Genomic DNA, 26,274 nt, shown 5'->3' on the forward strand with positions numbered 1-26,274 from the left:
GAGCGCCAGAACCATAATGGACGGGTCCAGTGACGCGCTCCCCTCGACGCCCGAATGGTGACGCAGCGCCACGGGAGAGCCCCCCGAAACCCACAGACCTACCGATCGTCGAGCCGGTGAGCGATCCGCCGGTCGGGTCGTGACGGTCCGTGTCCCTCTACGTGCGGTGACAGGAAGGGATCCGGGGACGGCCGGGGCCGCGGGCCGGGGCGCGGCACGCTCGGCGCACGGGGAGGGCCACCCGGCGCGCCACGCCGTCGGTCGCCCGATCGGCCGCATTCCGCCCGCACGGACGCGCGGTCGGACACGCCGCGTCCCCCTCATCGTCTGCGCGCCCGCGAGCGTGACACGTGACGGCTCGGTGATCGTCTCAGGAGGTCGAGGCGTAGTTCTTCTCGGCCAGCTTGCGCCGGTCCGAGGCGGAGACCTCGACGTTCGGCGGTGAGAGCAAGAACACCCGGTTCGTGACCTTCTCGATCGAGCCGCGCAGGGCGAAGGCGAGGCCGGCGGCGAAGTCGACGAGGCGCTTGGCCGCCGCGTCGTCCATCTCGGTCAGGTTGATGATCACCGGGATGCCGTCGCGGTAACGCTCACCGATGACACGGGCCTCGTTGTAGCTCTTGGGCTGCAGCGAGGTGATCTCGGCCGGGGCACTGACCGGGTCGGGCTCGGCCTGGGCCGGGACGCTGCCGCCGGGGCCCAGCGCGGGCACCGAGGTCGAGCCGGACGACGAGGCGGCGGTGCCCGACGACCCCGACGACCCGGAGGACCCCGACGATCCGCTCGACGACCCGCTCGACGACACCGAGGACAGCGACGGTGGCGTGCGGGGCGTGGTGGGGCGCACCGAGGTGTGGCTCGGGCCGGTGTTGGCCGCCCAGCTGCGGCCGCGGCCCGCGCGGGGCACCGTCTCGGTGGCCGGCTCCTCGTCGCGACGGACCTCGGTGACCTCGGGGTCACGCGGACGCGGCGTGCGCCGGTCCCGGTCGTCGTACCGGTCGTAGCGGTCCGGCCGGTCCTCGTCGGCGTACCGCGAGCGGGGCCGCTCGTACGAGGACTCGTCGTAGCGGTCGTACCGGCTGTCGTAGCGGTCGTCGTAACGGTCGGCGCCGTAGCGGTGCCGGTCCGAGGAGTGGCGGTCGGCCGCGTGCCGGTCACGGGCGTCGTAGCGGTCGTCGTATCCGTCGTACGAGTCCAGTTCGTCGGCCGGGACCATGCCGAAGTACGCCTTCACCCGGTGCAGAGTGGTCATGGCCTTCTCCCTGTCCGACGGGACCCCTCGCACCATCCGGCCCGTGAGTCACATCCGTGTCGTTCACTCACACGGAACGCTAGCTACCGTCGGCCGAGCAACGCCGTACCGACACGCACGCACGTGGACCCGTGTGCCACGGCCGCCTCGAGATCCCCCGACATGCCCGCCGACAGCGTCGTCGCGTGCGGGTGGGCCACCCGTACCCGCTGCGCCACCTCCCACACCGTGGCGAACGCCTCCTCCGGCGCGACGTCCTGCGGGGCCACGGTCATCACCCCGCCGAGGTGCAGGTGGGCGCAGCCGGCGACCCGGTCGGCCAGCGCCGGCACCTCCGCGACCGGTGCTCCTCCGCGGCCGGGGTCGGCGTCGACGCTCACCTGGACCAGCACCTCGAGCGCATCGGTCCGCTCCCCCGCGTCCACGGCCTTCGCCGCCGCCGACTCCAGGGCGTCGACGAGGCGTGCGGAGTCGACCGAGTCCACCGCATGCGCCCAGCGCACGAGGCTGCGGGCCTTGTTGCGCTGCAGCCGGCCCACGACGTGCCAGCGCGCGACGGCGTCGGGGCGCAGCGCCGAGAGCTCGGCGGCCTTCGCCGCGCCCTCCTGCTCCTTGTTCTCCCCGAAGGCGTCGAGGCCGAGGTCGGTGAGCAGCGCGACGTCGGACGCGGGCCAGGTCTTGGTGACCGCGAGCAGCCGGACCTCGCCGGCGTCGCGGCCCGCGGCGCGGGCGGCCGCGGCGAGGCGCTCGCGTACCGCGGCAAGGGCCTCGGCCAGCTCGGCCCGCCGATCGTCCTGCGGTGCGGTCACGGCCGGGCGTACTCCCACCACGTCACGGCGGCGAGGCGTCCGGTCGGTTGCGCGCGACGGTGGCTGAACAGCTGGTCGTCCTCGAAGGTGCACCGCGCGTCGGTGTCGACACGCGTGACCCCGAGCGCGGCGAGCCGGCGGCGCAGGCCCGCCCGCAGGTCCAGCCCGGGCGTGCCGACGCGCGTGGTGGAGGCACTGCCGGGCAGGGCCGCCTCGACCTCGTCACGCATCTCCGCGGGGACCTCGTAGCACCCGCCGCACACCGCGGGCCCGAGCAGCACCTCGACGTCCGGGATCTCCGCGCCCAGCGCCGTCATCGCGGCGAGCGTCCGGTCCAGGACGCCGTCCGCGGCGCCGCGGCGCCCGGCGTGGGCGGCGGCCACCACCCCGGCGACCGGGTCGCCGAGCAGCAGGGGCACGCAGTCGGCGACGACGACCGCCAGCGCGAGTCGGGGCCGGTCGGTGACGAGCGCGTCCGCGGTCGGCGTGTCCTGCGCCGGGTCGGAGACGACGGCGACGTCGGTGCCGTGCACCTGGTGCATCCAGGCCACCCGCTCCGGGCCGAGGCCGATGCCCTCGCCGAGCCGGCGGCGGTTGGCCGCGACGGCGGCGGGGTCGTCGCCGACGTGGTCGCCGAGGTTGAACGCGTCGAACGGCGGGGCGGACCGCCCGCCGGCGCGCGTGGTCACGACACGGCGGATGCGGGCGGGCGGGCGGGCGGCGCGGGGGACGTCGGGCCCGGAGGCGCCGGGGGCAGCCGCGTGCCCGACGGTGCGGCTCTGCCCCTCGGTGTGCTCCCCTGATGCTGCGCGTCCCACGCCCCTCAGCGTCTCATGAAGGACGGGACGTCGACGTCGTCCTCGTCCCCGCTGCGGGCGGCGGGGGCCTCGCGGGGGGCCGAGGTCTCGGCCGCCGGACGCTCCGCGGAATCGCTCGCCGGCGTGCTGCCGGCCGGCGCGGGGGCCGGGGTGGACGGAGCCGCGGGGTCCGGCGCCGCGGCCGGGGCGGCCGGGCGCTCCACCGACGAGCGCTCCACCGCCGGGGCCTGCGGCACGGTCGGGGCCGCCGACACGGCCGGCGTGGGCCCGCCCGCGTCGGCGCGGCCCGCGCCGTTGCCCGAGCGTTGCACCTGCCCGGCCTGCGCCGACACCGTCGAGGACGCCGCCCCCGAGCCCAGCGCGTGCGGCTCGAGCTTCTTGTGGGTGGGCGATCCGGAGTCGAAGCCGGCGGCGATGACGGTGACGCGGACCTCGTCGCCCAGGGAGTCGTCGATGACCGTCCCGAAGATGATGTTGGCCTCGGGGTGCGCGGCCTCCTGGACCAGCGAGGCCGCCTCGTTGATCTCGAAGAGGCCGAGGTCGGATCCGCCGGCGATCGAGAGCAGCACGCCGTACGCGCCATCCATGCTCGCCTCGAGCAGGGGCGAGTTGATGGCCTTGCCCGCGGCCTCCACCGAGCGGTTCTCGCCCCGCGCGGCGCCGATGCCCATCAAGGCGCTGCCCGCCCCGGACATGACACTCTTGACGTCGGCGAAGTCGAGGTTGATCAGACCGGGCGTGGTGATGAGGTCGGTGATGCCCTGGACACCGGAGAGCAGCACCTCGTCCGCGCTGCGGAAGGCGTCCATGAGGCTCAGCCCCACGTCGCCGAGCTGCAGCAGCCGGTCGTTGGGGATGACGATGAGCGTGTCGCACTCGTTGCGCAGCTCGGTGATGCCGTTCTCGGCCTGCGTCGCGCGCCGCTTGCCCTCGAAGTTGAAGGGCCGCGTCACGACACCGATGGTCAGGGCGCCGAGCTTGCGGGCGATGCTCGCGACCACCGGAGCGCCGCCGGTGCCCGTGCCGCCGCCCTCGCCCGCGGTGACGAAGACCATGTCGGCGCCCTTGAGGACCTCCTCGATCTCCTCGCGGTGGTCCTCGGCGGCACGCCGGCCCACGTCCGGGGCCGCGCCGGCACCGAGGCCGCGGGTGAGCTCGCGGCCGACGTCGAGCTTGACGTCGGCGTCGGACATGAGCAGGGCCTGGGCGTCGGTGTTCACCGCGATGAACTCGACACCCTTGAGGCCGACCTCGATCATGCGGTTGACGGCGTTGACGCCGCCGCCACCGATGCCGACCACCTTGATCACGGCGAGGTAGTTGTGCGGGGGCGTCATGGATCCGCCTTTCGAGCTGGGGCTGGGCGACGGTCGTCGTCGGGGTCCGGCGTGTCGCAACCCTCGACCTCAGCTCGAGGTTTATCGTGAGGGGTGCCAGCGACGTGCGCACGGTAGGCAGGCGCGGCACGGCATTTCCACGAGGCGCGCCGGGCGTGTCGCACCTGGTCCTCAGCCACTCGGCGGGCGGTCGTCACGCAGGCGGGAACCCTCGACGAGCGCTCGAGGGTTTGCGGTGTCAGCGCACCACGGCCAGGTCCGGGGTGGACACGTCGTAGACCGAGCCCGGCCGGGTGAGCAGCGCGGAGAGCACCGCGGCCTTGCGCTCGTTGTCCGCGTCGGCGCCCCAGCGGACCTCGCGGTTCCCCCTGAGCACGAAGGAGACGTCGAAGCGGCCGTGGGCGCGCACCTCCAGGACGTCGGCACGCAGGGCCGGGGGCAGCGCGACGACCACGTCGGCCGCCGCCCGGGTGGCGGCCTCGTCCGGGGACGGGAGGACCCCCGGCGGCAGCATGAGCAGCGGGACGCCCGCGGGTCGCTCCGCGATCGTGCGGTAGCCGAAGCCGGTGCGGTCGACGAGCAGCACCCCGCCGGGGGCGTGCACGGCGAGCACCGGTTCGCGCTCGGCGACGGTGACGACGAGCGTGCCCGGCCAGTCGCGGGACACGTCCACCGACGCGGTCCGCGGGAGGGTCCGCACCCGCTCGGCCACGTCGTCGCCGTCGAGCCAGAGCAGCGAGGTCCCCGGGGCGACGGCGGTCGCGGTCCGCACGGCCTCGACCTGGTCGGGAGCCGCGCCGACGACCTGCACCTCCCGGACGTCGAGCAGCGGCGAGAAGACGGTGAGGTACACGAGGGCGGCGGCGACGAGGACGCCGACGACCAGCCCGACCCACAGACGTCGGCGCCGGCGGCCGGGACCCGGTCGCGCACCCCGGGCGACGCGGCGTGTCCGGCCCGGGGATCCCGCCGCGGCCCCGGCCGGCCGTGCGCCCGCGGCGCCGGAGGGGCGCCCGCGGCCCTCGCGGTCGGGACGGTCCGCCCGGTCGGCGTGCTCGCGGCGGCCCGCCCGTCCCGACCGGCCCGCCCGCTCGCGGCGTCCGGTGGGGCGGGCGGAGCCCGTCACCGCGGCGCGTTCCCGGCAGCCCCGGAGCCGCCCGGCACGCCCGGCCCCTCGGGGCCGGCCGGAGCGTCGGGCTCCGCCGCTCCCGGTGTCCCGGCGTGCGCGGCGTGGTCGGCGCGGCGCTCGAGCTCGGAGATCACCTCGGGACCGAGGACGGTGATGTCGCCCGCGCCCATCGTCACGACGAGGTCGCCGGGCCGCGCGAGGTCGGCCAGCAGCGCCGGCACCTGGCCCCACGACGGCTCGTAGTGCACGCGCTCGGGCGGCAGGGTCAGCTGGCGGGCGATGAGCTCGCCGTTGACGCCCGGCTCCGGCTGCTCGCGGGCGCCGTAGACGTCGAGCACGACGACCTCGTCGGCCAGCGACAGGGCGGCGCCGAACTCGGCGGCGAAGTCGCGGGTGCGCGAGTACAGGTGCGGCTGGAAGGCCACGATCAGCCGGCCCGATCCCCCGAGCACCGGGCGGGCGGCGCGCAGCTGGGCGGCGACCTTGGTGGGTGCGTGCGCGTAGTCGTCGTACACCCGCACCCCGTCGGCCGTCCCGCGGTACTCGAAGCGCCGCCGCACCCCGTCGAACCCGGCGAGGCCGCCGAGCAGCCCTTCGAGCGGCGCGCCGAGGTCGAGGCCGGCGAGCAGGGCGGCGCAGGCGTTGAGGGCCTGGTGCTCGCCGGGGACGCCGAGACGCAGCTCGACGTCCTGGCCGGCCACGTGCAGGCGCAGCACGCCGGTCGAGCCCTCGGCGCGGTAGTCGAGCACGCGCGCGTCCTCGGGCCCGCCCGCGGCGCGCCCGTAGCGCCGCACCCGCACCCCGGCGGCCTGCGCCCGGTCGCCGAGCGCGGCCGCACCCGGGTCGTCGGCGCACACGACCAGCGCCCCGCCGGCCTCGATCCGCGCGGCGAAGGCGTCGAACACCGCGACGTAGGCGTCGGCGGTGCCGTGGTGGTCGAGATGGTCGGGCTCGACGTTGGTCACGATGGCCACGGCCGGCGAGTAGGCCAGGAACGAGCCGTCGCTCTCGTCGGCCTCGGCGACGAACACGTCGCCCAGCCCGTGGTGCGCGCTCGACCCCGACGCCAGCAGATCGCCGCCGATCATGAACGACGGGTCCTCGCCGCAGGCCTGCAGCGCCACGACCAGCATCGACGTCGTCGACGTCTTCCCCGCGCTGCCCGAGACGCAGGCGGCGCGGTGGTCGGCCATGAGCTCGGCGAGCACCGCGGACCGGTGCAGCACGGGGATCCCGCGCGCCGCCGCCTCGACCAGCTCGGGGTTGTCGGGATCGGCCTGGTGCACGGCCTTGGTGGTGACGAGGCAGGTCGGTCCGCCGGGCAGCAGGTCGAGGTTGTGCGCGTCGTGGCCGACGGCCACCTCGGCACCCAGGGTGCGCAGCGCGAGCACCGCGCGGGAGTCCTTGGCGTCCGAGCCGGACACCATCGCCCCGCGGGCGAGCAGGATGCGGGCGATCCCGCTCATCGCCGCGCCGCCCGCCCCGATGAAGTGCACCCGGGACAGCAGCCGTGGCAGGGGCGGCACGCCGGCGTCCGTCCCTGCCTGTTCCGTCTGCTGCGTCATCCCGCGTTCCTCCCCGTCGCGCCGGCGGTGCGTCCGCCGCGGTGCGCCGCCACCTCGAGCACCGTCCGCGCCAGTGTCTCGTCCGCCCCCGCGTGGCCCGAACGCCGGGCCGCCGCCGCGGCGGCGGCCAGCCGGTCGGGGTCGCCGACGAGACCCGTGACCAGCTCCACGACCCGCTCACCGGTGAGGTCGGCGTCGCGCACCAGCATCCCGCCGCCGGCGTCGACCACCGGACGGGCGTTGAGCTCCTGCTCGCCGTTGCCGTGCGGCAGGGGCACGTAGATCGCGGGGAGCCCGACCGTGGAGACCTCGGCGACGGTCATGGCGCCGGCCCGGCACAGGGCGACGTCCGCGGCGGCGTACGCGAGGTCCATGCGCTCGAGGTAGGGCACGGGCACGTAGGGCGGGTGGGACCGGGGCAGCGCCTCCACGGTCGGCGCGTGCGTCGGTCCGTGGGCGTGCAGCACCGACACCCCGGCCTCGGCCAGCGCCGGGACCGCGGCGGACACGGCCTCGTTCAGCGAGCGCGCCCCCTGCGAGCCCCCGAAGACGAGCAGCACCGGGGCCTGCGGGTCGAGGCCGAAGTGCTCGCGGGCCTGCGCACGCAGCCCGGCGCGGTCGAGGTCGGTGATGGCCTCGCGCAGCGGAATGCCGATGACGCGCGCGCCGGCCAGGCCGCTGCCGGGCACCGCGGCGAGGACCTCGCGGGCGAGGCGGGCGCCGACCTTGTTCGCCACCCCCGCGCGCGCGTTGGCCTCGTGCACGACGATCGGCAGCCGCAGCGACGCCGCCGCCAGGTACGCCGGCAGCGCCACGTAGCCGCCGAACCCGACCACCACGTCGGCGCCGACGTCGCGCAGCACCCGCCGCGTGTGGCGCACCGAGCGCACGACCCGGTAGGGCAGCCGGGCCAGGTCCGCGTTCGGCTTGCGGGGCAGCGGCACCGGGGGGATCAGCTCGAGCGGGTAGCCGCGGGCCGGGATGAGGCGGGTGTCCAGCCCCCGCTCGGTGCCCAGCGCCGTCACGCGAGCATCGGGCCGCAGCCGCCGGACCGCGTCCGCGGTGGCCAGGGCCGGCTCGACGTGGCCGGCGCTGCCGCCGCCGGCCACCACCACCGAGAGCCCACCGGTTCCCCTGTCCGTCATGCCCCCATCCTCCGGGGGCTCACCGACCGCGGTCGCGGGGGGTCGGCCGGTCGGTCGCGGCCGCGCGGGGCAGCGACGGCTCGGGCAGGCCGAGGACCCGGGCGAGGCGACCCTGGCCGTGGGCGCGCAGGGCGGCGGCGGCCTCGGGCTCGTGGCGGGCGAAGTTGGCGAGTAGGCCGCCGGAGAGCAGCGCGAGCGCGAGCGACGTGCCGCCGGCGGACACCAGCGGCAGCGGGATGCCGGTCACGGGCAGCAGGCCGACGACGTAACCGATGTTGATGCAGGCCTGCGCGACCAGCCAGACCGTCAACGTCGCGGCCACGACGCGCATCCAGGGGTCGGCGCTGCGGGCGGCGATGCGCAGGCCCACGTAGGCCAGCGTCGCGAACAGCGCGATCACCGCGCCCGCCCCGACGAACCCGAGCTCCTCGCCGATGATCGCGAAGATGAAGTCGTTGTCGGCGTTGGGCAGGTAGTCCCACTTCGCGCGTCCCTGCCCGAGCCCGGCGCCGAACAGCCCGCCGTCGGCCAGCGAGTACAGCGATTGGCGCGCCTGGTAGGCGGGGCCGAGGGGGTCGGCCTCGTCCGGGTTGAGGAAGGCGGTGATGCGGCTCTGGCGGTAGGTCGCGACCGTGCCGAGCACCACCGAGGCCACGACGCCGGAGGAGACGATGAACGCCATCAATCCGAGCGGCGCGCAGGCGAACCACAGCAGGGCGAAGACGATGATCATCAGCGAGACGGTGGTGCCGAGGTCGGGCTGGGCGAGCACGAGGGCCAGCACCAGCAGGGACACCGGCAGCAGCGGCATGAGCGCGGCCCGCCAGGTCCGTGGGTGGGGCCGATGCCGCACGAGGACGTGCGCGCCCCACAGCGCCAGAGCGATCTTGGTGAGCTCCGAGGGCTGCAGCGACAGCCCGGCGACGCGGAACCAGCTGCGGGAGCCGTTGATCGTCGCGCCGAGCCCGGGTACGAGCACGAGCACGAGCAGGACCAGGCAGCCCGCGAGCAGCCACGGGCTGGCCGCGCGCAGCTTGCGTGGCGGGATCTTCAGGCCGAGCCAGAACAGGACGAGCCCGATGACCGCGAACGCGGCCTGGCGCGCGAACACCCCGTACGACGACCCGCCCGCGGCGTACGCCGACACCGCCGACGCCGAAAGCACCATGACCAGCCCCAGCGCCGTGAGCAGCCCGAACACCGCGAGCACGAGGTGCAGCGAGGTCAGCGGCCGCTCGAGCCACTGGTGCAGCGCACCCCGCAGCGCGGCCACCGGCCCGGGGCGCCGGGACGGGCGGGAGGCCCGGTCCCGCGCCGGCGCGCTCACGCCGAGCCGTTCGCGGTGCCCGTCGTGATGCGGGGATCGGGTGGTGTGACCGCGCCGTGCGGGCCCACCCCGCCCGCCACGGCGCGCGCGGCGGCGGCGAAGGCCTCGCCCCGGGCGGCGTAGTCGCGGAACATGTCCATCGACGCCGCGGCCGGCGCGAGGAGCACGGTGTCGCCGGGGTGCGCCAGGGAGGCGGCCGCCCGCGCCGCCCGCAGCATGCCGCCGTCGGCGGAGTCAGGGTCGCTCGCGGTGTCCACGGCGCCATCGTCGCCCCCGCCCACGTCGAGGACGGGGACCTCGGGGGCGTGTCGCGCGAGCGCGGCGGCCACGCGGTCACGGTCGCGGCCCAGGACGACGGCGCCGGCGAGGCGGGCGCGGTGCGCGACGACGAGGTCGGCGACGTCGGCGCCCTTGAGCAGCCCGCCGGCCACCCACACCACCCGCGGGTGCGCGGCCAGCGACGCGGCGGCGGCGTGCGGGTTGGTCGCCTTGGAGTCGTCGACCCAGCGCACCCCGCCGGCCTCGGCGACCACGGCCCCGCGGTGCGCGCCCGGCGCCACCGTGCGCAGCCCCGCGGCCACGGCCTCCGGCGCCACCCCGTGGGCCCGGGCCAGCGCCGCCGCGGCCAGGGCGTTCGCCTCCCCCGGCGGGCCCGGCGGGGCGACGTCGGTGACGGCGGCGAGCGCGACCGAGTCGCCGAACGCCCGGTCCACCAGCCACCCGTCGACGATCCCGAGCTCGCCCGGTCCCGGCTCGCCGCGGGTGAAGCCGACGTGCCGCGGGGCGGGCGCCGCGATGAGCAGGGCGGCGGCCTCGCGGTCGTCGAGGCCCGCGACCGCGATCTCGCCCCGCAGCACCCGCGCCTTCGCCGCGCCGTAGGCGGCCATGGAGCCATGCCAGTCCAGGTGGTCCTCGGCGAGGTTGAGCACCGCTCCCGCGAACGGGCGCACCGACGGCGACCACTCGAGCTGGAAGCTGGACAGCTCCACCGCGAGGACCCGGTGCCCGGCGCGCAGGGCGTCCACGACGGGCAGGCCGATGTTCCCGCAGGCGACGGTGTCCTCGCCCGCCGCGCGCAGGATCGCCTCGAGCATCGTGGTGGTGGTGGTCTTGCCGTTGGTGCCCGTGACCGCGAGCCAGCGGGGCGGCCCGTCCGGGCACACCGCGGGGTCGTCGCCCAGCCACCACGCGAGCTCGGGCTCGCCGACCATCGGCACGCCGGCCTCCCGCGCGGCGAGCGCCAGCGGGGAGTCGGTGCGGAACCCGGGGCTGGTCACGACGAGGTCGGGACGATCCGTGCCCTCGGGCAGCGCCGTCAGCTCCCGCGTGCGCGCCACCGGCCGGTCGCCCAGCGTCTCGAGCTGGGCTGGGTCGCCGTCGGCGACGGTCACCGTCGCGCCGAGGTGGAGCAGCACGTCGACGACCGAGACCCCGGTACGGCGCGCGCCGGCCACGAGGACGTGGCGGTCGTGCCAGCTAACCACCCGAGGCCGCCAACCATTCGCTGTAGAACAGGCCCAGCCCCAGCGCGCAGCAGATCGCCGCCAGCAGCCAGAACCGGATGATCACCGTGGTCTCGGCCCAGCCGGCGAGCTCGAAGTGGTGGTGGAACGGGGCCATGCGGAACGGTCGCCGTCGCGTCGTGCGGAACACGGCGACCTGCAGCACCACCGACAGCGCCTCGACCACGAACACGCCGCCCAGCACCACGAGCAGCAGCTCCGTGCGCGTCACCATCGACAGGCCCGCGAACAGGCCGCCCAGCGCGAGCGAGCCGGTGTCACCCATGAAGATCCTCGCGGGCGCGGCGTTCCACCAGAGGAACCCGATGCAGGCCCCCATCGCCGCCGCGGCCACGAGCGTGACGTCGAGCGGGTCGCGGACCTGGTAGCACCCCGCCTCGATCTGCATGCCGCAGGCGTTGCGGAACTGCCAGAACGACACGATCAGGTAGGTCGCCAGCACCATCGCCGACGTGCCGGCGGCGAGGCCGTCGAGCCCGTCGGTGAGGTTCACGGCGTTCGACCAGGCCGTCACCACGAGGTAGCAGAAGACGACGAACCCGACCGCGCCGAGGCTGACCACCGCGATGTCGCGGACGAACGAGAGGTTGGGGGACGCCGGGGTCAGCCCCTGTTCGTCCGGGAACTGCAGCGCGAGCACGCCGAACAGCACCGCGGTGACGAACTGGCCGACGAGTTTCGCGGTCTTGTTCAGCCCGAGGTTGCGCTGTCGGCGGATCTTGATGAAGTCGTCGAGGAAGCCCACGACCCCCAACGACGTCATGAGCATGAGGACCAGCAGGCCGGACACGGAGATCGCGACGTCGCCGACGAGGTGCGCGGTGAGGTACCCGGCCCACACCGCGGTGAGGATGGCGACGCCGCCCATGGTCGGCGTGCCCCGCTTGCCGCGGTGGCTCTGCGGCCCCTCCTCGCGGATCTCCTGGCCGAACCCCTGCTTGATGAACAGCCGGATCACGTACGGGGTCAGCAGGATCGACACGGCCAGCGCGACCCCCGCCGCGACCAGCACGCCCCTCATCGGGCTCCTCCCCCGTTGACCAGGGTCTCCGCGACCCGCTCCAGCCCCGCGGATCGCGACGCCTTCACCAGTACGACGTCGCCGGGCGCGACGCCCTCGGCCACCACCGCGGCGGCCGCCGCAGCGTCGCGCACCAGCTGCGCGTCGACCCCGGCCTCCGCCGCCGCCGCGTGCAGCCGGGTGGCCGCGTCGTCCGTGTCGTCCGTGTCGCCCGAGCCGACCACCACGAGGCGGTCGACCCCGGTGCGGGCGACCTCGCGCCCGATCTCGGTGTGCGCCTGCGGGGCGTCCTCGCCGAGCTCGGCCATGACGCCGAGGACGGCCGTGTGCCGCCCGCCCATCGAGCGCAGCGTCGCCAGCGCGGCGCGCATCGACTCCGGGTTGGCGTTGTAGGCGTCGTTGAGCACCCGGACCCCGTCGGGGCGCTCCGTGAGCTCCATGCGCCAGCGCGAGCGCGGGATCGCCGCGCCCAGGCGCTCGGCCACCGTGGCGACGTCCAGCCCCGCCTCGAGGGCCACCGCCGCGGCGGCGACGGCGTTGTCGACGTGGTGGGCGCCGTGCAGTGCCAGCGTCACTGGCGCCTCGCCGGCGGGAGCGACCAGGCGGAACGACGCGCGCCCGGTGTCGTCGAGGGTGACGTCGGCGGCGCGCACCTCGGCCTCCGGCGCCCGCCCGGCGTGCACGACGCGGGCGTCGGTGCGCTGTGCCATCGCGGCCACCACCGGGTCGTCGGCCCCGAGGACGGCGACACCGCCCGCCTCACCGGCCGGCAGCGCCTCCACCAGCTCGCCCTTGGCCTGCGCGATCGCCTCCCGCGAGCCGAACTCGCCGAGGTGCGCGGATCCGACGTTGAGCACCACCCCGATCCGCGGCGGGGCGACGCGGCAGAGCGCGGCGACGTGGCCGCGGTTGCGGGCGGAGAGCTCGAGCACGAGGTGGCGCGTGCTCCGCGTGGCGCGCAGGGCGGTCCACGGGTGGCCGAGCTCGTTGTTGAACGACCCGGGCGGGGCGACGGTCTCCCCCGCACCCTCGAGCAGGTGGGCGACGAGGTCCTTGGTCGAGGTCTTGCCCGATGACCCGGTGATCCCCACGACCAGCAGCCCGTCCGCCACGAGGGTGTCGACGACGTGGCGCGCGAGCTGGGCCAGCGCCGCGAGCACCCCGGCTCCGGCGCCCTCGCGGTCGGCGGCGAGGACGTAGGAGCCCGGCACCGACTCGACCGGCGGGACGATCACGGTGGGCGCCCCGCCCACCTCCCGCGCGGCGAGCACCCCCACGGCACCCGCGCCCACCGCGGCGCCGACGAAGTCGTGCCCGTCGACCCGCTCGCCGGGCAGGGCCACGAAGAGCCCGCCGGGGGTGACCGCGCGGCTGTCGAACTCGACCGTGCCGGTGACGCGCTCGTCCCCCGTCGCGCCGTGCAGCCACCCGCCGGTGAGGCGGGCGACGTCGGCGAGGGTCAGCTCGATCACGCGGGACCACCGGCTCGCAGGGCGCGCTCGAGCTCCTCGGAGTCCGAGAACGGCAGCTTCTCGTCGCCGACCTGCTGGCCGGTCTCGTGGCCCTTGCCGGCCACGACCACGACGTCGCCGGGACGCGCCTCGGCCACGGCGGCACCGATCGCCGCGCGGCGGTCGCCGATCTCGTCGACCACCGCGCCGGACACCTCGCGGGCGCCCTCCAGCACCTCCGCCCGGATCGCGGCCGGGTCCTCGCTGCGCGGGTTGTCGTCGGTGACCCACAGGTGGTCCGAGAGCTGGGCGGCCAGCCGGCCCATCACCGGGCGCTTGGCGCGGTCGCGGTCGCCGCCGCAGCCCAGCACCGTGAGCACCTGGCCCTCGGTCTGCGCCCGCAGCGTCTCGAGCAGTGCGGCGACGGCGGCGGGCTTGTGCGCGTAGTCGACGACGGCGAGGAAGGGCTGGCCGGCCTCGATCCGCTGCATCCGCCCCGGCACCCGGACCTCGGCCAGCCCGCGGACGAGCGCGGCCGGGTCGTGGCCCGCCGCCTGCCCGCAGGCCAGGGCGAGCAGCGCGTTGGTCACGTTGAAGGCGCCGGGCAGGCGCAGCATCGCGGGCAGGGTGAGCCCGTCGGGCCCGTGCACGGTGAAGCGCTGGGTGCCGTCGGGCAGCGCGACGACGTCCTCGGCGCGCCAGTCGGCGTCGGGGGCGCCGACGGTGATGGTCCTGTTCTCGCCGCCCACGCGCACCAGCCGGCGGCCCCAGGCGGAGTCGACGCACACGACCTCGCGTGCCGAGCGCCCGTCGAACAGCTGCGCCTTGGCCGCGAAGTAGTCCTCCATGTCGGCGTGGAAGTCGAGGTGCTCCGCCGAGAGGTTGGTGAACGCGCCGACCGCAAACCGGGTGCCGCCCACGCGGCCGAGCGCCAGGGCGTGGCTGGAGACCTCCATGGCCACGTGGGTCGCGCCCTCGTCGGTCATCGTCGCGAGCAGGGCCTGCAGGTCGGGCGCTTCCGGCGTGGTGAACGCGCTCGGCAGCCGGCGCCCGGCCAGGCGCGTCTCCACCGTGCCGATGAGCCCGGTGCGCGCGCCGGCGGCGGCCAGCGCCGCCTCGAGCAGGTAGACCGAGGTCGTCTTGCCGCTGGTGCCGGTGACGCCGAGGACGTCGAGGCGGGCGGAGGGATCGCCGTAGACGCGGGCGGCGGCGGGCCCGAGGGCCTGGCGCGGGTCGGCGTGCACGAGCACCGGGACACCGGTCCCCTGCAGCGTCGCGCGCCCCGCACCGGCCGCGTCGGTGAGCACGGCCGCCGCGCCGCGGGACAGCGCCTCGGCCGCGAAGTCGGCCCCGTGGGCCCGCGCGCCGGGCAGCGCGGCGAACAGATCGCCGGGCCGCACCTCGTGGGCCCGCAGGGTGGCCCCGGTGACCTGCGCGGTGTCGTCGCCGCGGAGCTCCACCGGGCCGTCGTCGGGCCGGGCCTCCTGCACGCGGGCGACCACCTCGGTGATCGTCACCGGCGCCGTCCGGGCGGGCCGCAGCGGGCCCTCGACGCGCTGGTCACGGCCGTTCGGGGAGCCGACGGCGACCGCGCCGCGGGTGACTCCGGCGGCGGTCCCGTCGGAGCTGTCCTCGGTCCTCGGCGGTGCGGCTGGCACGGTCGCGAAGGCTACTCACCGTCCCCTCGGCCTCCTCGCAGGGCCTGTGGCCTGCACGGGCCCGCTCGGGGCGCCGGCTCCGTCCCGCGGCGTGCAGCTCAGGGCAGCGTCAGCGGGACGACGCGCGGCGGCGCGGTCGACACCGGCACGGCACCGTGCTGGGCCAGGTAGGCGCCGATGTCGTGGAACAACGGGGCCGCCGAGTCGCCGCCCGGCGGGCGGTCGAGCATGAGCGCGACGACGTACCGCGGGTCCTGCGCGGGGAGCATCCCGGCGAACGTGATCCAGTAGTCCGACTGCGAGTAGCAGCCGCAGCCCGGGTCGACCTGCTGGGCCGTGCCCGTCTTGCCCGCTACCGGGTAGCCCGGGATCGCCGCGTCCGGTCCGGTACCGCGGTCGTCGCCGCGCCCGTCCTGGGTGACCGACTGCAGCATGTCCCGCAGCGTGCGCGCCGTCTCGGGGCTCATCGCCCGGACGCCTTCCGGCACCGGCGCGGGGCTGCGCACGCCGTCGGCGCCGACCTCGGCCTCCACCACCCGCGGCGGCACGCGCACGCCGTCGTTGGCGACCGCCTGGTACATGCTCGCCATCTGCAGCGTCGTCATCGACAGGCCCTGCCCGATCGGCAGGTTGCCGAACGTCGAGCCCGACCAGTCCTCCCGCGACGGCACCGACCCGGAGCTCTCGCCCGGCAGCTCGATCCCCGTGCGCGTGCCGACGCCGAGGGCCTCGAGCATCGAGGCGAAGCGTTCGGGCCCCACGCGCTGTGCGGTCATCAGCGTGCCGACGTTGGACGAACGCCCGAGCACGCCGTTCAGCGTCATCCGGATCGTCCCGTGCGACCAGGCGTCGCTGATCGTGCGGTCGGCGACGCGGATGCTGCCGGGCACCTCGAGCACGTCCTCGGGGCGGGCCAGCCCCGCCTCGAGCGCCGCGGCCATCGTCACGATCTTGTTCACCGAGCCCGGCTCGAACGGCGACGTCACCGAGGGGTTGCTCAGCTGGGCGCCCGGCGCACCCGGCGCGGCCGGGTTGAACGAGCCGGAGTTGGCCATCGAGAGCACCTGGCCCGTGTGGGCGTCGAGCACCACCGCACTGCCGCTGCGGGCGCCGACCCGCGCGGTGTAGTCGCGCAGGCGCTGCTCCACGGCGTACTGCAGATCCGCGTCGAGCGTGAGCACGACGTCGCGTCCCGCCTGGGCGGGCTGCTCGGCACGGGTGGTGCCGGGGATGACGGCGTCGCTGCCCTCGGCGGTGTCGACCACGCGGAAGCCGTCGGTGCCGGCGAGGGTGGAGTCGAGCGCGCTCTCCAGCCCGATCGAACCTCGGATCTTCTGGCGGTCCATGTTCCAGGACGCGGTGCCGACGACCGTCGCCGCGACGTCGCCCGCCGGGTACTGACGCGACTCGCGGTCCTCCTCGGCGATCTCGGGGAACTCCTCGCGCACCTGCCGCGCGGCCCCCGGGTCGACCAGCGGGGCCAGCACGACGTACGAGCGGTCCGAGGTGAGCGCTGCGAAGATCGGGCCGGGGTCGACCCCGAGGATCCGGCCCATGCCGAGGGCGATGGCCGACTTGCGCTGCTCCGGGGTCGGCGCGCCGGGCTGGGCGCGCACCGCCGGGTCGTTCCAGTCCTCGGTGATGCGCCGCGGGTTCGCGACCAGCGCCTTCGCCTCGACGCTGAACGCGAGCGGGGTGCCGTAGCGGTCGAGGATCGCGCCGCGCTCGGCGGGTACGACCAGCCTGGTGGTGCGCTGGCGAGCCGCGTCGTCGGACAGCTCGCCCGCGCGCAGGCCCTGGACCTCGACGAGCTTCACCGTGCACAGCAGCAGCACGACGATGAGCAGCACGCGGCCGACGCGCAGGCGACGCCGCGGGTCGGGCGGTCGGGGCGCGGGACGGCGTGCGGGTCCCCGGGGAGGCGGCGGGGGCGACGGCCGGCGCCCGCCGGGCCCCCGGACGCCGTGCGCCCGCGAGGGCGGGCGGCTCAGGGTCGCCGGGCCGCGGGGCATCAGTCGCCCGCCGTGGAGGCGGCAGCAGCGTCGTCGGCGGGGGGCGCGTCGGCGGCACCGTCGGCGGCATCGTCGGCGGCACCGTCGGCCGCATCGCCGGTGGCGGGGGCCTCGGCGGCGGACGCGGCGTCGGGCGTGGTCGCCGCCGCGGCGGCGTCGGGCGTGGTGTCGGGGACGGCGACGAGCTGGTCCTCGGCCGCCGCGGCTCCCGCAGGTGCCGGGGCGGGCCGGCCGTCGGTGGCCGCCTGGGCACCGTTGTTCGTGGCCACCGGCGGCACCGGGGCGGCGGGCGCCGGGGGCGGTGCGATCGCCTCGGCCGGGCGGGGGTCGCCGATGACCTGCGTCGTCCCGTCCGGCGCCACCAGCAGCACCGCCGGCTCCCCCGCGGGCACCATTCCCTGCGCCCGCGCCGCCGCCGCGAGCGCCGGTGCCGACTGCGCCGCCTCGACGTCGCGGTGCAGGCGCTCGCTCTGCTCGGACAGGTCGCGGGCGACCTGCCGTGCCTCGTCGAGGCGGTAGGAGTCGGCGGCCGCGGCCGTCGAGAGCCACAGGGTCGCCACCAGGCCGCCCGTGAGCAGCACCATGATCAGCAGGACGAAGGGCGCGGTCCCCCGGGTGTCGCCGGTGGTCGCGGGCCTCGTCGCCGTCGTGGGTCCGGCCGCGGGCCGGGCGGTCGTCGACGGGCGGCGCGACGGCGCGGTGTCCCGGCGCGCGGGCGCGGTCACGGTCCGGGTGCCGGTCCGGGGCTCGCTCAGGGTCGCGGTCACGCCGCCTCCCGCACTCGTTCCGCGGCCCGCAGCCGCACCGACGCCGCCCTCGGGTTGGCGGCGATCTCGTCGTCGTCGGCCTTCTCCGCGCCCCGGGTGAGCAGGCGCAGCTCGGGCTCGTCCTCGGGGCGCACGACCGGCATGTCCGGTGGCGCCTTCGAACGGCTGTGCTCGGCGAGTGCACGCTTGACGATGCGGTCCTCGAGGGACTGGTACGACAGGACGACCACCCGGCCGCCGACCGCCAGCGCGCGCACCGCGGCCGGCACGGCGGCGGCCACCGCGTCGAGCTCGCGGTTGACCTCCACCCGCAGCGCCTGGAAGGTGCGCTTCGCCGGGTGCCCGCCGGTGCGTCGGGCGGCGGCCGGGATGGCGTCCTCGAGGAGGGCGACGAGCTCCGCGCTGGTGCGCAACGGAGCCCGCCGCCGGGCCCGCACGACGGCCTCGACGATGCGTCGGGCCGCGCGCTCCTCGCCGTAGTCGTGGAGCACCCGGATCAGCTCGCCCGGGGCGTAGGTGTTGAGCACGTCGGCCGCCGTCGGGCCCGTGCTCGGGTCCATCCGCATGTCCAGCGGGGCGTCGCGGGCGTAGGAGAAGCCGCGGTCGTCCTCGTCGAGCTGCATCGACGAGACACCGAGGTCGAAGAGGACCCCGTGGACCGTGGCATAGCCGAGATCGTCGAGGACCTCGGGGAGCGCGTCGAAGACGGCGTGCACGAGATGGGTGCGGTCGGCGTGGGGCGCGAGGCGCTGCTCGGCGAGGCGCAACGCCGAGACGTCACGGTCAACACCCACAAGAGTGAGTCTCGAGTGCCGAGAAAGCAGCGCGGCGGAGTGGCCGCCCGCCCCCAGGGTGGCGTCGACGAGGACGGCGTCGCGGTCGGCGAGCGCGGGCTCGAACAGGGCGAGGACGCGGTTGAGCAGGACGGGGACGTGGCGCCGGCCGTCGTCGGGGGTGGCGGAGTCGTCCGCGTGCTGCTCGTCCACCCCACCCCTCCACCGACTCGTCGCGTCGCGCCGCCGTGCGGCCCGTCCGTCCTGCGCCCGATGCCGTCACGTCCCGGCCCGCAGATCGACGGACCTGGCGCCGGGGAAGGTGCGCCAGGGCCGTCGCCCTGCGGACCGGGGCCTCACGGCACCCGGCCGGGCGTCCTCGCGGGACGCCCCGTGTTCGTGTTGTCGGTGCGGTCGGCGTCAGAAGACGCCGGGCAGCACTTCCTGCTGGGCCTGCGCGTAGCCGGCCTCGTGCTCGTCCTGGTACCGCGCCCAGGCCTCGCTGTCCCAGATCTCGAGGCGGTTGACCGCCCCGATGACCGTGCACTCCTTGCCGAGCCCGGCGTAGCGCCGCAGCTCGGCCGCGATCGGGATGCGGCCCTGGGAATCGGGGCGCTGCTCGTCCGTGCCGGCGAACAGGTAGCGCTGGTACGCGCGCACCCGCTCGTCGGTGAACGGCGCCTCGGCCACCTTGCGGGCCATCTGCTCGAACTCGTCCCGGGGGAACACGTAGAGGCAGTGGTCCTGGCCCTTCGTGATCATCAACCCCCCTGCGAGCTCGTCCCGGTACTTGGCGGGCAGGGTCAACCTGCCCTTGTCGTCCAACCGCGGGGTGTGGGTGCCGAGGAACACGGCCCGCACCTCCCCGGTGAGGCCCCGTCCGCCCCACTGCTCACCACCATACCCCACACTCCCCCACAGCCAAACCGTCCTGCGGGCGAGGAGACCCCCGATCGGGGCAGTTCTCCCAGGTCAGGACCGGTGGGGAGAAGTGGGGAAGCTCGAGCCCGAGCGTGACGCGGACGACCGTGGCGATCACGTCGACACGCCGGTCCCCGGCTCCCCCACCGTCCTCACGCCGGTCGAGCAGGGCCCTGGCCTGCGACGGAGCAGCCCCCGCGCCCGGACGTGGGCCTGGAGTGGGGCGGGGTGGGGGCGCTCGTGGGGCGGGGTGGGGGCGCTCGTGGGGCGGGGTGGGGGCGCCGGTGGGGCGGGGTGGGGGCGCCGGTGGTCAGGGAGGCCCCGGCGGTCGCCCAGGAGATCGACACCGACCGCATGCGTTCCTCGATGCCGACCCGGGGATCACCAGGCCCGTGCCGCGCGCCCGGAGATCGACATCCACCGCACGGGCCTGGTGCTCACCGCGGGCAGCCCCCATAACGACGACGCGCCGCCGACCCGGCGGGTCGACGGCGCGTCGCGAGACGAGTGGCGGGGGGCTACTCCTGCTCGAAGCGGCGGCGGAAGCGCTCCTCCATGCGGGAGGTGAAGCGGCTGCGCTCCTTCTCGGTCGCCGCACCCTGGGCGGCTCCCTCGGCTGCGGCGGCTTCCTTCTTGCGCGCGCCGAACGACGTGATCGCGAGGACGGCACCGCCGAACATCGCGAGGAAGCCCACCACGCTGACCACGATGCCCACCGTGGACGAACTGAAGACGACGCCCAGCACCAGCATCACGACGCCGATCACGAAGAGCGCGATGCCCTGGATACGGCGCCGACGCGACGGACGTCGGAGCTTGCCTCCCCGAACCGTGGACGCGAACTTCGGGTCCTCGTCGTAGAGAGCGCGCTCGATCTGCTCGAGCAGTCGCTGCTCGTGCTCGGAGAGCGGCATGGTTCTCCTCCGGCACCGGAATGGAAGTACGCCCGACCAGGGGAGGTCCGGCGGGCATCGTCGTGATGTCCCACGACCATCGTACGAGTCCGTCGTCGGTCCCACTACCCGGACCGGCGTGTTGCGGTCGCGATCATCCGTTCGGCTCCGGTCGCGAAGCTGCACGAGGAGCACCCCGCTGCGCTCGGTGATCGCGACGCGCCGGATCGGCGGCCTCGGCGGGGGACCCTGCGCGGGCCGCATCGCGATCACCCAGCAGGGTCGCCGGAGGGAGCTCCTGCGACGCCGGAGCGGTGTCACGCCTGGTCAGCGGCATGTCAGCGGCATGCTCGGCGTGGGACCACCCGTGATCGGGCTCGCCGGGGAGGATCTGTTCGGGCGCGCGGCCGGCCGACCCGAGGTCCTCGACCCGCACACCGACCAGCCGCACCGGCGGGTCTCCCACCGAGCGCGTCGTGGAGATCGGCCGCGGTGGCGTGCGGGTCCCGGGCGAGGTCGGCGAGCGCGGCAGGGTGCGCGTGCGTGTGATCGTGGTGAAGTTCGGCGGACCTGATCTCGAGCGCCACTGCTCGCGCATCCCGTGGTGGCACGGCATCCGCGGTGCGGCCGTCGAGGCGCGAAGGCGGCTCAGACCGGCCGACGGGCGAGCACGTGCAGGCTGGAGGCCATGTCGCGCAGCGGTGGCGTGCCGGCGGCGATGTCCTCGAGCTCGGCGAGAGCGTCGGGCGGGCCGCCGCCGGGCTCGACCACCCCGTCGGGCACGAGATCGGCCAGTACCCGGTGCCCCTGCACCCGCTCGACGGCGAGCCGGCCGTCGACCTCGACCAGCGTGCGGATCTCCTCGACGTCCATCCGCCGGCGCAGCGGGTCGTCGGGACCCCAGCGCCCGGCGGGGTCGACGAGCAGGCGCCGCGCCTCGGTCAGCCGCCCCGCCACGACGCGCGAGAGCACGGCGGCGAAGCGGCCCGCGACCAGCAGCGACACCGCCGCGCCGGGTGCGGCCGCGGCAGCGAGGGCGCGGCACGCCTCGGCCGGGTCGTCAACGTACTCGAGCAGCCCGTGCCCCAGCACGAGGTCGGCCTGTGCGTCGGCGACCGCGTCGGCCAGCGCGTCGACGTCGCCCTGCACGGCCCGCACCCCGCCGGCGACGCCGGCGTCGCGGGCGCGGCTGCGCAGCACCGCGAGCGCGTTCGCGCTGGAGTCCACGACGGTGACCTCGCAGCCGTCGGCGGCCAGGGGCACCGCCCACGTGCCACTGCCGCCGCCGACGTCGAGCACGCGCGGGGCCGCGCCGCCGCGCCGGGCGCGGGCGGCGGTGAGCTCGACCCGCAACGTGCGCGCGACGACGTCGACCGGGGCGAACGACGGAGCACGGCTCACCGCGACACCGTAGAACGTCCGAGGGGTGCGCGGTGCGCGGGCGCACCGACTCACTGGTCCGGCTCCGGCGGGCTGCGCGTCCGGCCGGTAGGTTCCCCCCGTGCACGTCACGGGGGTCCTCAGCCTCAAGGGCGGGGTCGGCAAGACGACCGTCGTGCTGGGCCTGGCCGGGTCCGCCCTGCGGGTCGGCCTGCGCACGCTCGTGGTGGATCTCGACCCGCAGGGCAACGCGACCACCGCGCTGGAGCCGGGGCCCACCGAGACGACGATCGCCCAGGCGATGGAGCGGCCCTCGGCGGCGCTCCTGGCCTCGTCGATCGCCCAGAGCGCCTGGGGCGAGGAGGTCGACGTCCTCGTCGGCTCCGAGGACGTCGAGCGCCACAACCACCCGGACCCCAACTCCCAGCGCCTGGGTCGGCTCGCGCGCCTGCTGGCCGCCCTCCCCCGCGACGACGAGGCCGCGACGGCGACGGGCCTGGCGAAGTACGACCTCGTGCTGATCGACTGCCCGCCCTCGCTCGGCCAGCTGACCCGCTCGGCGCTGGTGGCCGTCGACCGGGCCGTGCTGGTGACCGAACCGACGATCTTCGCCGTGTCCGGCGTGCAGCGGGCCTTCGAGGCGGTGCAGGCCGAGCGCGAGCACAACCCCGACCTGCAGCCCCTCGGTGTGCTCATCAACCGCTACCGCACGCGCTCCGCCGAGCACGAGTTCCGGGTCGGCGAGCTGCGGGAGCTCTTCGGCCCCCTCGTGCTCTCCGGCGTCCTGCCCGACCGCAGCGCGATCCAGCAGGCCCAGGGCGCCGGCGTGCCCATCCAGCGGTGGGACACCCCGGGCGCCCGGGAGATCTCCGGCCAGTTCGACTCCCTGCTCGGGCGGATCGTGCGCTCGCGCGCCGCCCGCTCGCACCGCGCCCGGGCCCGCCAGGTGCCCGACGCCTGACCCACGTGACGCGCCCGACGGCTCAGCGCCCCCGCCCCGCCACCGTCCGGGTGACCAGGGCGAGGAACAGGTCGGCCTGACGGACCATGTCGTCGGCGTCGCGCTGGGACACCCTGCCCCGCACTCCGGCCTCGACTGCGGACCGTGTCGCCGAGTGCGCCGCGAAGAACGCCGCCCACTCGCCGTACTCGGGCGCCACGGACGCGAGCAGGGTCCACGCGTCGGTGGGGCGGGGCGAGCGCTTGGAGCGGGCGCGCAGCGCGAGCACGGCCGCCGCCGCCCGCAGCGCCCCGAGGTGCGCGGAGCGGAAACGCTCGGCCGGGTCGCCCTCGGCCTGCGCGGCCCGCAGCTCGTCGCGGGCGGCACCGAGCAGCTGCACCACCGTGCGCGAGGGCGGCGGGGCGGGCGGGGCCGGGGGTCCGGCTGCACGCGCGGTGGCCCCGCGCGTGGCCGACCGCGTCCGGGCGGCGGGCACCGCGGGCCGCGCGGCGGAGGACCCGCGGCCGGGGTCGGCGTCGGACGGGTCGGTCGGCGTGGTGTCGAACAGGCCGGGCATGGCGAGGGCGCTGGTCACGGGAGATCTCCTCGGGTTCGCGTGTCGGGCGGGGTCAGGCGCCGGCCCAGCGCAGGTCCCACACGCCGGGCCCCGAGCGCATGCGCAGGACGAACTCGCCCGGCGGCAGGTGTGGCTCGTCGGACCGGCGCGCGAGGACACGCCAGCAGCGGCAGCGGTCGCCCCCCACCGGCATGGCCGACAGGAACGGCCACCGGGACTCCTCGATCCAGCGCTCGCGCACCTCGGTGACCAGGTAGTGACTGTCACGCCGGTTGGGCCGGCGATGGAACTCGACGGGGTCCCCGTCCGCGCAGCGGACCTGGACCGGCGAGGGACTGCGCACCACGATGCGTCCTCCACGGGCGGGCTCGTGCTCCTCGACCCGTGGCCCGGGCCGAGCGGATGCCTGCCACCGTGGGGAGCCGGCGGCGTGCCCGGGCGGCGGGACGCTTCCCCCGTCCCGCCGCCCGGGCCATCGAACAGGTGTTCGATGCGGACCAGTGAACCCGCTCGCCGCGGGGCCGTCAAGTCGGTCCGGGACGGACACGCGAGGAACCCACCGGAGGACCACACCGGCGGGCGGGCGGAGCCGGGTGGACCGCTCGGCGCGACGTGGTGTGATGAGCGTGTGACCGCCGCGCCCGCCCGCGCCTCCGTCGTCGACCTGACGCCCGAGGACCTCGCGGTGCGGCTCGACGAGGCGCTGACCGTCTACGTCCGCGCGATGGGCTACCCGGCGGGCACGGTGCGGCAGCGCCGCCCGATGTGGGTGGAGCACTCGCGGCGCGCGGGCTGGCACGCGGTCGGCGCGTTCGGCCCCGACCGGTCGCTGTGGGGCATCGCCTACGGCTACCCGGGCGCGCGCGGCCAGTGGTGGTTCGAGGAGGTGCGCCGTGGTCTGCTCGCGGCCGGCGACCACGGCCGCGAGCTGGCGGGGACCGTGCTCGAGGACTACTTCGAGCTCACCGAGCTGCACGTGCGCCCGGACGTCCAGGGCGACGGCATCGGCGAGGCCCTCGCGCGGCGGCTGCTGACCCGCCCCACTGACCGCCACGTCCTGCTCTCGACCCCGGAGGCCGAGCACCCGACACGCGCCTGGTCGCTGTATCGGCGCCTGGGCTTCCGCGACCTCCTGCGCCACCACCGTTTCACCAGCGACCCGCGGCCCTTCGCCGTCCTCGGCCGCGAGCTCCCGCTCGACCCGCCGCACACCCCGGTCCCGGCCCCGGCCCGCGGGGGCGCCGTGCCGTGGGGCCGCACCTGACCGGCGCCCGGCCACCGCCGTCGGGGGCGCCTGGCACCATGCGCGGGTGCCCGCGATCCCCCGTCCCGCCCCGATCGAGGCCGCCGACACCCCGCGAGGACCGGGGCGACCGGAGCGGCCGGGACGCCGTCGGCACCTCGTGCTCCTGGCCGTGATGCTGGCCCTGGTGGGCCTGCTGGGCACGGGCTGCGTCCGGGTGCGCGCCGGCATGGCCGTCTCCCCGGACGACCGGGTCTCCGGCGTGGTCGACATCGCGACCCCGGACGGCGCGCCGGCCGGGCAGGGCCCGCCGCTGCAGGTGCCCGACGACCTCAGCGGCGACGTCAGCGTCGAGCGGTACGAGCAGGACGGCTACATCGGCTCGCGGGTGAGCTTCGAGGACCTGTCGTTCGACGAGGTCACGCGCGTGCTGCCGTCCATCAGCCCCACGAGCACGCAGGCGATCCGAGTGCAGATGCGCCGCGCGGGCGACCGCGTGGTCGTCAGCGGCCAGGTCGACCTGACGCGCGTCGCCCCCGAGAGCTCCGACGTGCAGCTCAAGATGGCGTTCCCGGGCACGATCCGGCAGACCGACGGCACCGCGGCCCAGGGCGTCATCACCTGGACGTTCCAGCCCGGCACCGTCACCGACGTCAACGCCGTCGTCGAGTACCCCGACCCCAACGCCCCGTCGTGGATCGCCTGGTCGCTGCTCCTGCTGCTCGTCGTCGGCGTGGCGGCCGCGATCGTCTTCCTCCTGGCCGCGGCGTCCCGCACGGAGCCCCGCACGCGCGCCCGCCGCTGACGCGCACGGTCAGCGGCGGGGCACGCGGCTCAGCTCCCGGGGCGCGCCGCGATGCCGAGGCGCTGGACGACGTCCACGACGGCGGGCGAGCGGTTCATGCTGATGTAGTGGATGTTCTCGACGCCCTCGTCGAACATCCGCTGCGACAGCTCGACGCAGAGGTCGATGCCGGCCTCGCGGTAGCCCGTCGCGTCCTCGGCCAGCGGCTCGAGCCTCTCGAGCATCGCCGCCGGCAGCGGCGCGCCCGAGAAGTCGGCGCCGCGCTCGGCCGACCTCGGGGTGGTGACGGGCATGAGCCCCGGCATGATCGGGATCTCGCAGCCCGCCGCGGCGATGCGGTCGCGCATCCGCAGGAACTGGTCGGCGTCGTAGAACATCTGGGTGATCGCGAACTCGGCGCCCGCCTTCACCTTTTGGATGAAGTAGCGGGTGTCGGTGTCCTCGTCGACCGACCGCGGGTGCAGGTACGGGAAGGCGGCCACGCCGACGCAGAAGTCACCGAGCCGGCGCACCATGTGCACGAGCTCCTCGGTGTAGCTCAGGCCCGCGGGGTGCGGCACCCAGTCCGCGTCCTTGTCGCCGGGGGGGTCACCCCGGATCGCGAGGACGTTGCTGATGCCCGCCGCCAGGTAGGACCCGATCACCTGGCGGAGGTCCTCCAGCGAGGCGTCCACCGCCGTGAGGTGGGCCATCGCCGTGAGGGTGGTGTCGGTGGCGATGCGCCCGGTCGTCCGGATCGTGCGGTCCCGGCTCGAGCCGCCGGCGCCGTAGGTGACCGAGACGAAGGCCGGGTCGAGTGGCTCGAGGTCGCGGATGGTCCGCCACAGGGTGGCCTCGCCCTCGTCGTTCTTGGGAGGGAAGAACTCCACAGAGAACGTGGGCACCCCGCGCTGGATGCGCTCCGTCACAGTAGCCATCCGGCGACCCT

22 protein-coding genes and 2 pseudogenes are annotated in these 26,274 nt (G+C 76.0%); 3 read left to right on the forward strand and 21 right to left on the reverse strand.

What is annotated here, in order from left to right:
- Window positions 1–370 precede the first annotated feature (370 nt).
- From C8D89_RS31305 to C8D89_RS14995, 18 genes and pseudogenes are all read right to left on the reverse strand, one after another.
- A pseudogene (locus C8D89_RS31305) lies at window positions 371–646 on the reverse strand (cell division protein SepF); the annotation flags it as partial.
- Window positions 647–1,335: 689 nt separating this feature from the next.
- Window positions 1,336–2,061 (reverse strand): YggS family pyridoxal phosphate-dependent enzyme, encoded by a 726-nt coding sequence (locus C8D89_RS14915; RefSeq protein ID WP_207787231.1) that lies wholly within the window; start codon window positions 2,059–2,061, stop codon window positions 1,336–1,338.
- A complete protein-coding gene (gene pgeF / locus C8D89_RS14920) occupies window positions 2,058–2,762 on the reverse strand; it encodes a peptidoglycan editing factor PgeF (protein ID WP_116709100.1) in 705 nt (234 codons plus the stop codon). The genes C8D89_RS14915 and pgeF overlap by 4 nt, the downstream gene beginning before the upstream one ends.
- 122 nt (window positions 2,763–2,884) lie before the next feature.
- On the reverse strand, window positions 2,885–4,216 hold the full coding sequence (gene ftsZ / locus C8D89_RS14925) for a cell division protein FtsZ (RefSeq protein ID WP_116708918.1): 1,332 nt from the start codon (window positions 4,214–4,216) through the stop codon (window positions 2,885–2,887).
- Between the two features lie 238 nt (window positions 4,217–4,454).
- Window positions 4,455–5,342, reverse strand: a complete 888-nt coding sequence (locus C8D89_RS14930; protein ID WP_116708919.1) for a cell division protein FtsQ/DivIB — start codon at window positions 5,340–5,342, stop codon at window positions 4,455–4,457.
- 62 nt (window positions 5,343–5,404) lie between these two features.
- Window positions 5,405–6,910 (reverse strand): annotated as a pseudogene (murC, locus tag C8D89_RS14935) (UDP-N-acetylmuramate--L-alanine ligase); the annotation flags it as partial.
- A complete protein-coding gene (murG, locus tag C8D89_RS14940) occupies window positions 6,907–8,055 on the reverse strand; it encodes an undecaprenyldiphospho-muramoylpentapeptide beta-N-acetylglucosaminyltransferase (protein ID WP_116708921.1) in 1,149 nt (382 codons plus the stop codon). The pseudogene murC and the gene murG, both read right to left, overlap by 4 nt.
- A 19-nt stretch (window positions 8,056–8,074) precedes the next feature.
- Window positions 8,075–9,382, reverse strand: coding sequence for a putative lipid II flippase FtsW (gene ftsW / locus C8D89_RS14945; RefSeq protein WP_116708922.1), 1,308 nt, complete (start codon window positions 9,380–9,382; stop codon window positions 8,075–8,077).
- On the reverse strand, window positions 9,379–10,866 hold the full coding sequence (gene murD, locus C8D89_RS14950; RefSeq protein WP_116708923.1) for a UDP-N-acetylmuramoyl-L-alanine--D-glutamate ligase: 1,488 nt from the start codon (window positions 10,864–10,866) through the stop codon (window positions 9,379–9,381). Before murD ends, ftsW begins: the two co-directional genes overlap by 4 nt.
- A complete protein-coding gene (gene mraY, locus C8D89_RS14955; protein WP_116708924.1) occupies window positions 10,859–11,926 on the reverse strand; it encodes a phospho-N-acetylmuramoyl-pentapeptide-transferase in 1,068 nt (355 codons plus the stop codon). Before mraY ends, murD begins: the two co-directional genes overlap by 8 nt.
- Window positions 11,923–13,398, reverse strand: a complete 1,476-nt coding sequence (locus C8D89_RS14960; RefSeq protein ID WP_116708925.1) for a UDP-N-acetylmuramoyl-tripeptide--D-alanyl-D-alanine ligase — start codon at window positions 13,396–13,398, stop codon at window positions 11,923–11,925. Before C8D89_RS14960 ends, mraY begins: the two co-directional genes overlap by 4 nt.
- Window positions 13,395–14,918: a UDP-N-acetylmuramoyl-L-alanyl-D-glutamate--2,6-diaminopimelate ligase gene (locus C8D89_RS14965; protein WP_116709101.1), complete on the reverse strand. Its 1,524-nt coding sequence runs from the start codon at window positions 14,916–14,918 to the stop codon at window positions 13,395–13,397. Before C8D89_RS14965 ends, C8D89_RS14960 begins: the two co-directional genes overlap by 4 nt.
- A 215-nt stretch (window positions 14,919–15,133) precedes the next feature.
- Window positions 15,134–16,885 (reverse strand): peptidoglycan D,D-transpeptidase FtsI family protein, encoded by a 1,752-nt coding sequence (locus C8D89_RS14970; protein ID WP_243418115.1) that lies wholly within the window; start codon window positions 16,883–16,885, stop codon window positions 15,134–15,136.
- A gap of 161 nt (window positions 16,886–17,046) precedes the next feature.
- Entirely contained in the window at window positions 17,047–17,814 is a 768-nt protein-coding gene (ftsL, locus tag C8D89_RS14975; RefSeq protein WP_116708927.1) for a cell division protein FtsL, read from the reverse strand.
- The gene (gene rsmH, locus C8D89_RS14980) at window positions 17,811–18,800 is read right to left on the reverse strand and encodes a 16S rRNA (cytosine(1402)-N(4))-methyltransferase RsmH (RefSeq protein ID WP_116708928.1); all 990 of its coding nucleotides are present in this window, start codon (window positions 18,798–18,800) and stop codon (window positions 17,811–17,813) included. The genes ftsL and rsmH overlap by 4 nt, the downstream gene beginning before the upstream one ends.
- A gap of 207 nt (window positions 18,801–19,007) precedes the next feature.
- Entirely contained in the window at window positions 19,008–19,439 is a 432-nt protein-coding gene (gene mraZ / locus C8D89_RS14985; RefSeq protein ID WP_116708929.1) for a division/cell wall cluster transcriptional repressor MraZ, read from the reverse strand.
- A gap of 587 nt (window positions 19,440–20,026) precedes the next feature.
- Window positions 20,027–20,422, reverse strand: coding sequence for a DUF3040 domain-containing protein (locus C8D89_RS14990; RefSeq protein WP_116708930.1), 396 nt, complete (start codon window positions 20,420–20,422; stop codon window positions 20,027–20,029).
- A 627-nt stretch (window positions 20,423–21,049) separates the two neighbouring features.
- Window positions 21,050–21,802 (reverse strand): class I SAM-dependent methyltransferase, encoded by a 753-nt coding sequence (locus C8D89_RS14995; RefSeq protein ID WP_243418116.1) that lies wholly within the window; start codon window positions 21,800–21,802, stop codon window positions 21,050–21,052.
- 100 nt (window positions 21,803–21,902) lie between these two features.
- Here C8D89_RS14995 and C8D89_RS15000 point away from each other — a divergent pair, with 100 nt between their 5' ends.
- Window positions 21,903–22,742 (forward strand): ParA family protein, encoded by an 840-nt coding sequence (locus tag C8D89_RS15000; protein ID WP_116708931.1) that lies wholly within the window; start codon window positions 21,903–21,905, stop codon window positions 22,740–22,742.
- A 22-nt stretch (window positions 22,743–22,764) separates the two neighbouring features.
- Here C8D89_RS15000 and C8D89_RS15005 read toward each other — a convergent pair whose 3' ends face one another.
- Entirely contained in the window at window positions 22,765–23,316 is a 552-nt protein-coding gene (locus C8D89_RS15005; RefSeq protein WP_243418117.1) for an SAV_6107 family HEPN domain-containing protein, read from the reverse strand.
- Between the two features lie 34 nt (window positions 23,317–23,350).
- Window positions 23,351–23,644, reverse strand: a complete 294-nt coding sequence (locus tag C8D89_RS15010) for a hypothetical protein (protein ID WP_243418118.1) — start codon at window positions 23,642–23,644, stop codon at window positions 23,351–23,353.
- A 282-nt stretch (window positions 23,645–23,926) separates the two neighbouring features.
- Here C8D89_RS15010 and C8D89_RS15015 point away from each other — a divergent pair, with 282 nt between their 5' ends.
- Together C8D89_RS15015 and C8D89_RS15020 are read left to right on the forward strand one after the other, a co-directional pair.
- Window positions 23,927–24,562: a GNAT family N-acetyltransferase gene (locus tag C8D89_RS15015; RefSeq protein ID WP_207787232.1), complete on the forward strand. Its 636-nt coding sequence runs from the start codon at window positions 23,927–23,929 to the stop codon at window positions 24,560–24,562.
- Window positions 24,563–24,608: 46 nt separating this feature from the next.
- Window positions 24,609–25,346 (forward strand): LppM family (lipo)protein, encoded by a 738-nt coding sequence (locus C8D89_RS15020; protein ID WP_243418119.1) that lies wholly within the window; start codon window positions 24,609–24,611, stop codon window positions 25,344–25,346.
- Window positions 25,347–25,375: 29 nt separating this feature from the next.
- Here the strand turns inward: C8D89_RS15020 and metF are convergent, their stop codons facing one another.
- Window positions 25,376–26,263, reverse strand: a complete 888-nt coding sequence (gene metF / locus C8D89_RS15025; protein ID WP_116708933.1) for a methylenetetrahydrofolate reductase [NAD(P)H] — start codon at window positions 26,261–26,263, stop codon at window positions 25,376–25,378.
- Window positions 26,264–26,274: the final 11 nt, after the last annotated feature.

Source organism: Actinomycetospora cinnamomea, assembly GCF_003096675.1.
In the GTDB taxonomy this organism is placed as follows: domain Bacteria; phylum Actinomycetota; class Actinomycetes; order Mycobacteriales; family Pseudonocardiaceae; genus Actinomycetospora; species Actinomycetospora cinnamomea.